Origin of the sequence: Halomonas daqiaonensis, from assembly GCF_900109725.1 — a bacterium.
GTDB classification, from domain to species: Bacteria; Pseudomonadota; Gammaproteobacteria; order Pseudomonadales; family Halomonadaceae; genus Halomonas; species Halomonas daqiaonensis.
Window position 1 is genome coordinate 20642 of record NZ_FOBC01000022.1, and the last position, 12944, is coordinate 33585.

Here is a 12944-nt window from a genome sequence, read left to right on the forward strand (position 1 = left end):
GCCATTCCTCAGCCATTGAATTCGCAGGAGTCCGCATGACCCGTATCGCCATCGTCGGTGTCGCCGGCCGCATGGGCCGCACCCTGGTCAACGCCGTGCAGCAGGATGACGGCGCCACCCTGGCCGGCGGCATCGTCGAGCCGGGGAGCTCGCTGGTGGGGGCCGACATCGGCGAGCTGGCGGGGGTCGGCAAGCTGGGCGTGACCGCTGTGGACTCCCTCGAGGCCATCGCCGATGACATCGAGGTGCTGATCGACTTCACCACCCCCCAGGTGACCCTGGCGAATCTGGCGTTCTGCGCCGAGCACGGCAAGCGCATCGTCATCGGCACTACCGGCCTGAACGACGAGGAACTCGCTGAGCTGGACGCCTTCCGCGACCGGGTGCCGATGGTCTTCGCGGCGAACATGAGCGTGGGGGTGAATCTGACGCTGAAGCTGCTCGAGACGGCGGCCAAGGCGCTGGGTGACGAGGGCTACGATATCGAGGTGATCGAGGCCCACCATCGCCACAAGGTGGATGCGCCTTCCGGTACGGCGTTGAAGATGGGCGAGGTAGTGGCCGAGAGCCTGGGCCGTAGCCTCAAGGAGCACGGCGTCTTCGAGCGGGTGGGCCAGTGCGGACCACGCGATCCCAAGGAGATCGGCTTTGCCACTGTGCGTGCCGGCGATATCGTCGGTGAGCACACCGTGATGTTCGCTACCGAAGGCGAGCGCATCGAGATCACCCATAAGGCGTCGAGTCGCATGACCTTCGCCAAGGGCGCGGTGCGCGCCGCACGCTGGGTGGCCGATCAGGGCATTGGCCGCTTCTCGATGCAGGATGTGCTGGGGCTGGATTGACTGGGGTGGCGTAAACTAAGGGTCGCCTGGTCTCCGCTCCCGATAGAATCGGCACCACGACCTTGTGGGAGCGGTGCTCGCACCGCGATTTCTGTGGCGCGGCACTAATCGCGCTGCAAGCAGTGCTCCCACAAAACCCACTGCAGCTTGGTCAGCTATGGCGTGTCCTGCCTTATTCCCAGGGCAGTATCGATGGCCCTGCCTGGTAGGCCTCCGGGGGTAGCCGCTTGGCGCCTTTTCCTGTAATATCCCCAAAATTTTGGCCGGGCGCATGGGCGAGAGCCCCCTTCGCTGCGCTTGTTGCTTCGGCCCCCAGTGTGCTGATGTTCTGAGCGAATCAGTTCCGAGCGAATGACAACAAGCGGGATGAAACCGGTCTTACATCGGATTTCGTCCCGCTTTTTTGCGGGGCGGCCTTCCGCGGGGCGGCCTTCCGCGGGGCGGCCTTCCGCGGGGCGGCCTTCCGCGGGGCGGCCGCTCGGGGCCCGGCCATGACGCGCAGTATTCCTAGACGAGCATGGGAGGACGTTGCATTGAACAAGCCCGCGATACTGGCCCTGGAAGACGGAAGTGTATTCCACGGCACGGCCATCGGTGCCGATGGACAGACCAGCGGTGAGGTGGTGTTCAATACGGCCATGACCGGTTACCAGGAAATCCTGACCGATCCCTCCTACACCCGCCAGATCGTCACCCTGACCTATCCACATATTGGCAATACCGGCGTCAACGCCGAGGACGTCGAGTCCGGCGCCATTGCCGCTTCCGGCCTGGTGATCCGTGACCTCCCCCTGCTGGCCAGCAGCTTCCGCTGTGAACAGACGCTCTCCGACTACCTCAAGAGCCAGAACGTGCTGGGCATCGCCGACATCGACACCCGCCGCCTGACCCGCATCCTGCGTGACAAGGGTGCCCAGAACGGCGCGATCCTCGCCGGTTCCGATGCCGAGGGTGACGACGCCGTCGATCGTGCCCTGGCCGCCGCCCGCGCCTTCCCGGGCCTGAAGGGCATGGACCTGGCCAAGGTGGTCTCCTGCCAGACCCCCTATGAGTGGAACGAGGGCGAATGGACCCTGGGCACGGGCTATGCCGATGTGTCCGGCCCTGATGGAAAGGCGGAGCGCCCCTTTCATGTGGTGGCCTACGACTACGGCACCAAGCGCAACATCCTGCGCATGCTCGCCTCTCGCGGCTGCCGCCTGACCGTGGTGCCGGCCCAGACCCCGGCCGCCGAGGTGCTGGCCATGAACCCGGACGGCGTCTTCCTGGCCAACGGGCCCGGCGACCCCGAGCCCTGTGACTACGCCATCAAGGCGATCCAGGAAATCCTCGAGACGACGATTCCGGTGTTCGGCATCTGCCTGGGCCACCAGCTGCTGGCGCTGGCCAGCGGTGCCAGAACGATGAAGATGGGCCATGGCCACCACGGCGCCAACCACCCGGTGCAGGACCTCGATACCGGCAAGGTGATGATCACCAGCCAGAACCACGGCTTCGCCGCCGATGAGGCGAGCCTGCCGGCCAATCTACGAGCCACCCACCGCTCGCTGTTCGACGGCACCCTGCAGGGCATCGAGCGTACCGATCGCCCGGCCTTCAGCTTCCAGGGTCATCCCGAGGCCAGTCCGGGACCGCGCGACGTATCGCCGCTGTTCGACCGCTTCGTCACCATGATGAAGGAACGCCGCTAGGCTGCACCGCCTCCATCTGACCGTCATTCATCGATTAGCCGCGGGAACCGTCATGCCCAAGCGTACCGACATCCAGAGCATCCTTATCATTGGCGCCGGCCCCATCGTCATCGGCCAGGCGTGCGAGTTCGACTATTCCGGCGCCCAGGCCTGCAAGGCGCTACGCGAGGAGGGCTACCGGGTCATCCTGGTCAACTCCAATCCGGCCACCATCATGACCGACCCGGTGATGGCCGACGCCACCTACATCGAGCCGATCACCTGGCAGACGGTGGAGAAGATCATCGAGGCCGAACGCCCGGATGCCATCCTGCCGACCATGGGCGGCCAGACCGCGCTCAACTGCGCGCTGGACCTGGACAAGCACGGCGTGCTGGCGAAATACGGGGTGGAGATGATCGGCGCCAACGCCGATGCCATCAACATGGCCGAGGACCGCGACCTCTTCGACCAGGCCATGAAGCGCATCGACCTGGAATGCCCCAAGGCCGAGGTGGCGCACAGCATGGAGGAGGCCTGGCGCATCCAGGCGCAGTTCGGCTTCCCGGTGATCATCCGTCCTTCCTACACCATGGGTGGCTCCGGCGGCGGCGTGGCCTACAACAAGGAGGAGTTCGAGGAGATCTGCACCCGTGGCTTCGAGCTCTCCAACAACCATGAACTGCTGATCGACGAGTCGCTGCTGGGCTGGAAGGAGTACGAGATGGAGGTCGTTCGCGACAAGAACGACAACTGCATCATCGTCTGCGCCATCGAGAACTTCGACCCCATGGGCGTGCACACCGGCGACTCCATCACCGTGGCCCCGGCCCAGACGCTGACCGACAAGGAATACCAGATCATGCGCGACGCCTCGCTGGCGGTGCTGCGCGAGATCGGTGTCGAGACCGGCGGCTCCAACGTGCAGTTCGGCGTCGATCCCAAGACCGGGCGCGTGGTGGTCATCGAGATGAACCCGCGGGTGTCGCGCTCCTCGGCGCTGGCTTCCAAGGCCACCGGCTTCCCGATCGCCAAGATCGCCGCCAAGCTGGCCGTGGGCTACACCCTGGATGAACTGCAAAACGACATCACCGGCGGGCGCACCCCGGCCTCCTTCGAGCCGTCCATCGACTATGTCGTCACCAAGATCCCGCGCTTCACCTTCGAGAAGTTCCCGCAGGCCAATGATCGCCTGACCACCCAGATGAAGTCGGTGGGCGAGGTGATGGCCATCGGCCGCACCTTCCAGGAGTCGCTGCAGAAGGCGCTGCGCGGCCTGGAAACCGGCAATGACGGCCTCGACCCCAAGTTTCCTGAGCACAAGCTCGGCGAGTTCACCGACGAGGCCATGGCGCTCATCAAGGGTGAGCTGCAGGCCGCCGGCGCCGAGCGTATCTTCTTCGTCGCCGACGCCATGCGTGCCGGAATGAGCGTCGACGAGGTCTTCGCCCTGACCAACATCGACCGCTGGTACCTGGTGCAGATCGAGGACCTGGTGCGCACCGAGGCCGAAGTGGCGAAGCGCTCGCTGTCTGAGTTCAGCCCCCGCGAGCTGTTCGCCCTCAAGCGCAAGGGCTTCAGTGATGCCCGCCTGGCGAGCCTGCTGGGGGTCGCCGAGAAGGAGTTCCGCAAGACTCGCCAGCAGGCCGGTATCCGTCCGGTCTACAAGCGGGTCGACACCTGTGCCGCGGAGTTTGCCTCGGATACCGCCTATATGTACTCCACTTACGAGGAGGAGTGCGAGGCCGAGGTCTCCGACCGCAAGAAGATCATGGTGCTGGGTGGCGGACCCAACCGCATCGGCCAGGGCATCGAGTTCGACTACTGCTGCGTCCACGCCGCCTTCGCCATGCATGACGACGGCTATGAGACCATCATGGTCAACTGCAACCCGGAGACCGTCTCCACCGACTACGACACCAGTGACCGTCTCTACTTCGAGCCGGTGACCCTGGAGGACGTGCTGGAGATCGCCGACAAGGAGCAGCCGGTTGGCGTGATCGTGCAGTTCGGTGGCCAGACCCCGCTGAAGCTTGCCCGCGAGCTGGAGGCTGCCGGCGTGCCGATCATCGGCACCACGCCGGACGCTATCGACCGCGCCGAGGATCGCGAGCGCTTCCAGCAGATGATTGACAAGCTGGGCCTCAAGCAGCCGCCCAATGCCACCGCACGCAGCTTCGAGGAGGCTTTCGCCAAGGCCGAGGCGATCGGTTATCCGCTGGTGGTGCGCCCCAGCTATGTGCTCGGCGGGCGCGCCATGGAGATCGTCTACGACCCCTCGGAGCTGGAGAACTACATGACCCACGCGGTCAAGGTCTCCAACGACTCTCCGGTGCTGCTCGACCACTTCCTCAATGCCGCCGTAGAGATCGACATCGATGCGGTCAGCGACGGGACTCAGGTGGTGATCGGCGGCATCATGCAGCATATCGAGCAGGCCGGCGTGCATTCCGGCGATTCCGCCTGCTCGCTGCCGCCCTACTCGCTTCCCGTCGAGGTGCAGGACGCGATGCGCGAGCAGGTCAAGCAGATGGCCGTGGAGCTCGGGGTCAAGGGCCTGATGAACGTGCAACTGGCCTGGCAGGACGGCGAGATCTACGTCATCGAGGTCAATCCGCGTGCCTCGCGTACCGTGCCCTTCGTCTCCAAATGCATCGGCACCTCGCTGGCTCAGATTGCCGCGCGCTGCATGGCCGGCTCCAGCCTCGAGGAGCAGGGCTTCACCCGCGAGATCGTGCCGCACTTCTTCAGCGTCAAGGAGGCGGTCTTTCCGTTCAACAAGTTCCCGGGTGTCGACCCGATCCTCTCGCCGGAGATGAAGTCCACCGGCGAGGTGATGGGCAGCGGTGACACCTTTGCCGAGGCCTTCTACAAGGCGCAGCTGGGTGCCGGCGAGGCGATCCCGCCCCTGGATGGCGACCGCAAGGCCTTCCTCTCGGTGCGTGACCCGGACAAGGCGGGAGTTATCGATGTGGCACGTTCTCTGGTAACCTTGGGGTTCACTCTGTGCGCGACCCGTGGCACGGCCGAGGCCCTAGAGGCCGCCGGCCTGCCGGTGGAGATCGTCAACAAGGTCTATGAGGGCCGTCCGCATATCGTCGATCTGCTCAAGAACGACGAGGTCGCCTATATCGTCAACACCACCGAGGGCCGCCAGGCCATCAACGACTCCTCGGTGATCCGTCGCACCGCACTCGCCCGCAAGGTTCCCTATGCCACCACCCTGGCAGGGGCCAATGCCGTTTGCATGGCGCTCGAATACGGCAATGCCATTACCGTGCGGCGGCTACAGGAACTGCATGCAGGAGCTACGCAATGAACAAGGTCCCGATGACCGTCGCCGGTGAGAAGCGGCTTCGCAAGGAACTCGAGGAGCTCAAGAGCGAGGCGCGTCCGCGGGTAATTGCTGCTATCGCCGAGGCTCGCGAGCACGGCGACCTGAAGGAGAACGCCGAGTACCATGCGGCCCGCGAGCAGCAGGGCTTCATCGAGGGGCGTATCCAGGAGATCGAGGGCAAGCTTTCCAACGCCCAAGTGATCGATGTCACCAAGCTGCCTCAGACCGGCAAGGTGATCTTCGGCGTGACCGTGGGGCTGATCAACCTGGAGTCCGACGAGGAAGTGACCTATCGCATCGTTGGCGAGGACGAGGCCGATATCAAGTCGGGTCGCATCTCGGTGACCTCGCCCATCGCTCGTGCCCTGATCGGCAAGGAAGAGGGCGACGTGGTGGTGGTGAAGACTCCCGGCGGCGAGGTCGAGTACGAGATCTCGAGCGTAGAGCACCTCTAAGCGCCGAGCTACAAGCGCCGGGCCATTTGGTGACGGGCGGCTCGGCGCGGGCTCACCGGCAGGCAAGAAGAAACCCCGCGGACTCTGGTCGGCGGGGTTTCTCGTTCAAAGCACCGTGGCATCATCCTGCGGCGCTCGGCGCTCGGCGCTCGGCGCTCGGCGCTCGGCGCTCGGCGCTCTAACGCCGCCCGTGGTGGTTCTCGAAGCGCGTGATGTTGGAGAGCTTGGGGTTGACCCGGGGGTTATGGCGGTAGAGCAGGGCCATTTTGCCGATCTTCTGTATCAGCTCGGCGCCGCTCGCCGCGACCAGCTCGTCGAGCATGGCGGCGCGGTCGTCGCGATCGGGCAGGGCGAGCTTGACCTTGATCAGCTCGTGGTCGCCCAGCGCGCGGTCGAGCTCGGCCAGCACGCCCTCGGAGGCTCCGTTCTCGGAGACGGTGACGACGGGGTCGAGGTAGTGGCCGATGCTGCGAAATGCTTTCTTTTGTGCCTGTGACAAGCTCATGGTATCTTGCTTCTTCCCGGTTGGCGCGCAGCGCACATGGTACGGTGAAACGTCGCGGGGCGAAAGCGCGTGGCCTTGCCATCCTCAGGATTCCACCAGCCGGTCCCGCAGGTCAGCACCCCGTCGTACCTCCACAGGTCTTTCCGGAAACCGCTCGACTGCCTGTCATTCATGGTCATTCACAGGTGATGCCGTGGCACGTTCCAATGCTTCCCGCGCCAAGGGCGCAACCGGCAAGGCGCCGGCCAGCAAGACCAGCAAGACCAGCAAGGACTGGCTGAAGGAGCACTTCGACGACCGCTTCGTGCAGCAGAGTTGGCAGGACGGCTATCGCAGCCGCGCCAGCTACAAGCTGCTGGCACTGGACGAGAAGGATCGCTTGTTGCGGCGAGGAATGACGGTTATCGATCTGGGTGCCGCGCCCGGCGGCTGGAGCCAGGTGGCCGCCGAGAAGGTCGGCTCCGAAGGCGTGGTGATCGCCTCCGATATCCTGGAGATGGATGCCCTGGCGGATGTCGACTTCATCCAGGGCGATTTCACCGAGGAGAGCGTGCTCGAGGCGATCCTCGCGACGCTAGGCGATCGACCGGTAGACCTTGTGATGTCCGACATGGCCCCCAATATGAGCGGTATGGCGGCCATCGACCAGCCCCAGGCGATGCTCCTCGCCGAGCTGGCGCTGGACCTGGCACGCCAGACGCTCTCGCCCGGCGGCACCTTCCTGGCCAAGGTGTTCCAGGGGGAAGGATTCGATGCCTTTCTCAAGGAGCTGCGCGGCAGCTTCACGCGGGTGGTGACCCGCAAGCCGGAGGCCTCCCGGGCCCGCTCCCGCGAGGTCTACCTGCTGGCGGAAGGGTTTCGCGGCTGAGGCAATGCCTCGTCGCGCTAGGTGCTTTCACGATAGGTCGCGCCTAACGGGCCGATTGCCGGACACGGCATCGTGACTGTGTCACAGTGACAGCAGTTTCCCCTCCCCACGGAGGCTGGCTGAACATGTGCCGCTCATGTAGTGTCGAAAGACCAGGCATTTTCGGCCGACAGATTCTTGCAATGAGGGTAGTCCCTTGAATGATATGGCGAAGAACCTGATTCTGTGGTTGGTCATCGCGGCAGTGTTGCTGACGGTGTTCAACAATTTCAGCGTCGACAGCTCACCGCAGGCGATGAACTATTCGCAATTCGTCCAGCAGGTGCAGAACGAACAGATCCGCAACGTGACCATCGATGGCTATACCATTACCGGTGAGCGTACCGATGGCTCGCAGTTCCGGACCATCCGCCCGGCGGCGGAAGACCCCAAGCTGATGGATGACCTGCTCGCCAATGACGTCACCGTGGTGGGCAAGGAGCCCGAGCAGCAGAGCTTGTGGATGCGCCTGCTGATCGCCAGCTTCCCGATCCTGTTGATCCTGGCCATCTTCATGTTCTTCATGCGCCAGATGCAGGGCGGGGGTGCCGGCAAGGGTGGGCCGATGAGCTTCGGCAAGTCCAAGGCCAAGCTGCTCTCCCATGACCAGGTCAAGACCACCTTCGCCGACGTCGCCGGCTGTGACGAGGCCAAGGAAGAGGTCGAGGAGCTGGTCGACTTCCTGCGCGATCCCACCAAGTTCCAGCGCCTGGGCGGTACCATTCCCCGCGGCGTGCTGATGGTGGGCCCGCCGGGTACCGGCAAGACACTGCTCGCCAAGTCCATCGCCGGCGAGGCCAAGGTGCCGTTCTTCTCGATCTCCGGTTCCGACTTCGTCGAGATGTTCGTGGGTGTCGGTGCGTCCCGCGTGCGAGACATGTTTGAGCAGGCCAAGAAGCAGGCACCCTGCATCATCTTCATCGACGAGATCGATGCCGTGGGCCGTTCACGCGGCGCCGGCATGGGCGGCGGTAACGACGAACGCGAGCAGACCCTCAACCAGCTGCTGGTCGAGATGGACGGCTTCGAGCCCAACGAGGGCATCATCGTCATCGCCGCCACCAACCGCCCCGACGTGCTCGACCCGGCGCTGCTGCGCCCGGGCCGCTTCGACCGCCAGGTAGTGGTGCCGCTGCCGGACATCCGCGGTCGCGAGCACATTCTCAACGTGCACCTGCGCAAGGTGCCGCTGGCCGACGACGTCAAGCCGTCGCTGATCGCCCGTGGTACCCCCGGTTTCTCCGGTGCCGACCTGGCCAACCTGGTCAATGAGGGGGCCCTGTTCGCCGCGCGTCGCAACAAGCGCCTGGTGGGCATGGAAGAGCTCGACATGGCCAAGGACAAGATCATGATGGGCGCCGAGCGCAAGTCTATGGTCATGACCGACAAGGAGAAGCTCAATACCGCCTACCACGAGTCGGGTCACGCCATCATCGGCCTGGTGATGCCGGAGCACGACCCGGTCTACAAGGTCACCATCATTCCCCGTGGTCGGGCGTTGGGCGTGACCATGTTCCTGCCGGAGGAAGATCGCTACAGCCTCTCCCGCCAGCAGATCATCAGTCAGATCTGCTCGCTGTTCGGCGGCCGGATCGCCGAGGAGATGACGCTCGGTCCCAATGGGGTGACGACGGGCGCCTCCAATGACATCAAGCGGGCCACGGAGCTTGCGCACAACATGGTTGCCAAGTGGGGTCTCTCCGAGGAGATGGGGCCGATCATGTACGACGAGGACGAGTCCCACCAGTTCATGGGCGGCCCCGGCCAGGGCGGCAAGCTCAAGTCCGGAGAGACTACCTCCAAGCTGGACAAGGAAGTGCGCAAGATCATCGACGGCTGCTACGAGCAGGCCAAGAAGATCCTCGACGAGAACCGCGACAAGCTCGATGCCATGGCCGAGGCGCTGATGAAGTACGAGACCATCGACTCCCATCAGCTCAAGGACATCATGGAAGGGCGTGACCCACGGCCACCCGAGGGCTGGGACGACCCGAGCAGCGGAACGCCAACGGGTGGCGAGCCTCAGGCCGAGTCCGCCCCGGAGTCGAGCGACGATGCCGAGGATGACGAGACGCCGTCGCGGAGGCCTTCCGACCCGCTGGGTGGTCCGGCCGGCAGCTGAATTCGCTGCGTTCCCCCTTTTCAGGCGCCCTGCGGGGCGCCTTTGCCGTTCGACCGACAGGAAGACGATGGATACCCGTACCCCGACGCATCTGCCGTGTGGCCGGCACCGGCTCGACCTCTCCTTCCCCCGCATCATGGGGGTCCTCAACGTCACCCCCGACTCCTTCTCCGACGGCGGCCGCCATGCAGTGCCGGATGACGCACTGCGTCATGCCGAACAGATGCTGGCCGAGGGGGCCGCGATCATCGACGTGGGTGGCGAGTCTACGCGTCCCGGTGCCGAGCCGGTCTCGGTCCAGCAGGAACTGGACCGGGTGGTGCCGGTGGTGGAGGCCCTGGTGCGCGAGTTCGATGCTCTGGTCTCTGTGGATACCAGCACCCCCGCGGTGATGCAGGCAACATCACAGGCCGGCGCGGGCATGATCAACGACGTGCGCAACCTGCGTCGCGAGGGTGCCCTCTCGGCGGCGGTCGTCAGCGGGTTGCCGGTGTGCCTGATGCACATGCTCGGCGAGCCCGGCGACATGCAGGACGCCCCGCACTACGATCAATCGGTGGAGGAGGCCGTGGCTGCCTTCCTGACGGAGCGGGTGGCGGCCTGCGAGGCGGGCGGGCTGCGTCGCGAGCGCATGCTGCTCGACCCGGGCTTCGGCTTTGCCAAGTCGGTGGAGCACAATCTGCGGCTGCTCAAGCATATGGACCGCCTGGGGGAGCTTGGGTTGCCCCTGTTGGTGGGCATGTCGCGCAAGAGCATGATCGGCAAGGTGCTGGGCCGGCCGGTGGAGGAGCGCCTCTCCGGTGGCCTGGCGCTCTCCGCCATGGCGGTGGAGCGCGGCGCCCGTATTCTGCGCGTCCACGACGTGGGGCCCCACGTGGACGCGGTGAACATGACCTGGGCCGTACTCGAGGAAGGTAGTGCGCATGACTAGACGCTATTTCGGTACCGATGGCATCCGTGGCACCGTCGGGGAGTCGCCCATCACAGCTGATTTCATGCTCAAGCTGGGCTGGGCCACCGGCCGGGTCCTGACCCGGGACAAGAGACGTGCCCGGGTAATGATCGGCAAGGACACCCGGATCTCGGGCTACATGTTCGAATCGGCTCTGGAGGCGGGGCTCTCCGCCGCGGGTGTCGACGTGATGCTGCTGGGGCCAATGCCAACCCCGGCGATTGCCTATCTGACGCGCACCTTCCGCGCCGATGCGGGCATCGTCATCTCGGCCTCCCACAATCCCTTCCAGGACAACGGCATCAAGTTCTTCTCCGCCGCCGGCACCAAGCTCGCCGACGAGGTCGAGGAACGCATCGAGGCCATGCTCGGGGAGGCGCTGACCACAGTGGCGCCGGATCACCTGGGCAAGGCGATGCGGGTCGATGATGCCCCCGGTCGCTATATCGAGTTCTGCAAGTCGACCATTCCAGACCGGGTCAGCCTGCACGGGCTGAAAGTGGTCATCGACTGCGCCCATGGCGCTACCTACCACATCGCGCCCAGCGTGTTCCGCGAACTGGGCGCAGAGGTTCGCCTGATCGGTGCCAATCCCGATGGCCTGAACATCAACCAGGAGGTGGGCTCGACCCATCCCGCTGCGCTGCGGGCAGCGGTGATCCAGCAGGGGGCCGACCTCGGGGTGGCCTTCGACGGTGACGGTGACCGGGTGCTGCTGGTGGATGCCGATGGCCGCGAGATCGACGGCGACGATATCCTCTATCTGATCGCCATGGATCGCCATGGTCGTGGCGAGCTGGGTGGTGGCGTGGTGGGTACCCTGATGTCCAACTTCGGCCTGGCGGCCGCCATGGAAGAGCGCGACATTCCCTTTGAGCGCGCCCGGGTCGGGGATCGCTACGTCATGGAGCGGCTGGCCGCCAACGGCTGGCAGCTGGGGGGCGAGTCTTCCGGCCATATCGTCTGTGGCCATGTGCAGACCACCGGCGACGGCATCGTCTCGGCGTTGCAGGTGCTGGCGATCATGGTCCGCGAGCAGCAGCCTCTGGGGCGCCTGCTCGCCGGCCTGCAGAAGGCACCCCAGGCGCTGGTCAATGTACGCCTGACACCCGGCAGCAATGCCAAGGCGTTACTGGAGCAGGAATCTCTCAAGCAGGCGGTGAGCAGCCTGGAGGCGGAGCTGGGCGATCAGGGGCGCGTGCTGCTGCGGGCCTCGGGCACCGAGCCGCTGATCCGTGTGATGGTCGAGGGACGTCCTCATCTGGACGTCGATTCTCTGGCACGTCGTCTGGCCGACGACGTCGAGGCGCTGCTCGGCTGATCGTCGGCAGGCTGCCCGGTGCCGGTTGTCTTGAATGGGTCCCTCCTATACCATTTCGCACCACCTTGAAAGAGGAATTCCCATGCGCATGCCGCTGATCGCCGGAAACTGGAAGATGAACGGCTCCCTGGCGCTTGTCGAGGAGTTCGGCCGGCGCTTTGCCGATGTCTCCCTTCCTGTGAACGTCGAGGTGGCGCTGATGGTGCCTTTTCCTTTCCTGGAGGCGGCGGGCCGGGCCTTCGGCGAGACCTCGGTGATGGTCGGTGCCCAGACGCTCAGTGATCGACCCTCGGGGGCCCTTACCGGTGAAGTCAGCGCGGCGATGCTGCGCGAGTGCGGTGCCCGGCTGGTGCTGGTCGGCCACTCGGAGCGACGCACCCTGTTCGGTGAAGACGACGCGGCGGTGCTGGCGCGCGTCAAGGCGGCCCTGGATGAAGAGCTCACGCCGCTGTTGTGCGTCGGCGAGACCCTCGAGGAGCGCGAGGCCGAACGCACCGAGGCGGTGGTGCTGGGCCAGGTAGAGGCGGTATTCGACGCCCTCGACGAGGCCGAGCGCAATCGGCTGGTGATCGCCTACGAGCCGGTCTGGGCGATCGGCACCGGACGCACGGCGAGTCCCGAACAGGCCCAGGCGGTGCACGCGGCCATACGAGGCTGCCTGGCGCGTTATGATGATGCGCTTGCCGGTGGCATGCGTCTGCTGTACGGCGGCAGCATGAAGGCGGATAATGCCGCCGAGCTGCTCGCCCAGCCCGATATCGACGGCGGCCTGGTGGGCGGTGCTTCGCTCAAGGTCGACGATTTCCTAGCCATTTGTCAGTCAGCAGGTTGAA

The 12944-nt window shown here is 65.2% G+C and carries 10 protein-coding genes; 9 read left to right on the top strand and 1 reads right to left on the bottom strand.

The annotated features are described in order from the left end of the window. The first annotated feature begins 35 nt into the window (after positions 1-35). The 4 genes from dapB to greA all read left to right on the top strand — a co-directional run bounded on the left by dapB (position 36) and on the right by greA (position 6304). Positions 36-842 (top strand): 4-hydroxy-tetrahydrodipicolinate reductase, encoded by an 807-nt coding sequence (gene dapB / locus BMY30_RS15160; RefSeq protein ID WP_089715224.1) that lies wholly within the window; start codon positions 36-38, stop codon positions 840-842. A gap of 533 nt (positions 843-1375) precedes the next feature. Beyond that, on the top strand, positions 1376-2533 hold the full coding sequence (gene carA / locus BMY30_RS15165; RefSeq protein ID WP_211607370.1) for a glutamine-hydrolyzing carbamoyl-phosphate synthase small subunit: 1158 nt from the start codon (positions 1376-1378) through the stop codon (positions 2531-2533). Between the two features lie 52 nt (positions 2534-2585). Further along, complete coding sequence (gene carB, locus BMY30_RS15170; protein ID WP_089715229.1) at positions 2586-5831, top strand: carbamoyl-phosphate synthase large subunit; 3246 nt, start codon at positions 2586-2588, stop codon at positions 5829-5831. Beyond that, complete coding sequence (gene greA / locus BMY30_RS15175; protein ID WP_089715231.1) at positions 5828-6304, top strand: transcription elongation factor GreA; 477 nt, start codon at positions 5828-5830, stop codon at positions 6302-6304. Before carB ends, greA begins: the two co-directional genes overlap by 4 nt. A 178-nt stretch (positions 6305-6482) precedes the next feature. Here greA and BMY30_RS15180 read toward each other — a convergent pair whose 3' ends face one another. Further along, a complete protein-coding gene (locus tag BMY30_RS15180) occupies positions 6483-6809 on the bottom strand; it encodes a YhbY family RNA-binding protein (RefSeq protein ID WP_089715233.1) in 327 nt (108 codons plus the stop codon). Positions 6810-7002: 193 nt separating this feature from the next. Here BMY30_RS15180 and rlmE point away from each other — a divergent pair, with 193 nt between their 5' ends. From rlmE to tpiA, 5 genes are all read left to right on the top strand, one after another. Continuing rightward, a complete protein-coding gene (gene rlmE, locus BMY30_RS15185; protein ID WP_089715235.1) occupies positions 7003-7677 on the top strand; it encodes a 23S rRNA (uridine(2552)-2'-O)-methyltransferase RlmE in 675 nt (224 codons plus the stop codon). A gap of 196 nt (positions 7678-7873) precedes the next feature. Further along, the gene (gene ftsH, locus BMY30_RS15190) at positions 7874-9838 is read left to right on the top strand and encodes an ATP-dependent zinc metalloprotease FtsH (RefSeq protein WP_089715238.1); all 1965 of its coding nucleotides are present in this window, start codon (positions 7874-7876) and stop codon (positions 9836-9838) included. Positions 9839-9905: 67 nt separating this feature from the next. After that, positions 9906-10769 carry a dihydropteroate synthase gene (gene folP, locus BMY30_RS15195; RefSeq protein WP_425283463.1) on the top strand — a complete coding sequence of 288 codons (864 nt, stop codon included), beginning with the start codon at positions 9906-9908 and terminating at the stop codon, positions 10767-10769. Continuing rightward, complete coding sequence (gene glmM / locus BMY30_RS15200) at positions 10762-12111, top strand: phosphoglucosamine mutase (RefSeq protein WP_089715240.1); 1350 nt, start codon at positions 10762-10764, stop codon at positions 12109-12111. The genes folP and glmM overlap by 8 nt, the downstream gene beginning before the upstream one ends. Positions 12112-12193: 82 nt before the next feature. Further along, the gene (gene tpiA / locus BMY30_RS15205) at positions 12194-12943 is read left to right on the top strand and encodes a triose-phosphate isomerase (protein WP_089715242.1); all 750 of its coding nucleotides are present in this window, start codon (positions 12194-12196) and stop codon (positions 12941-12943) included. Position 12944: the final 1 nt, after the last annotated feature.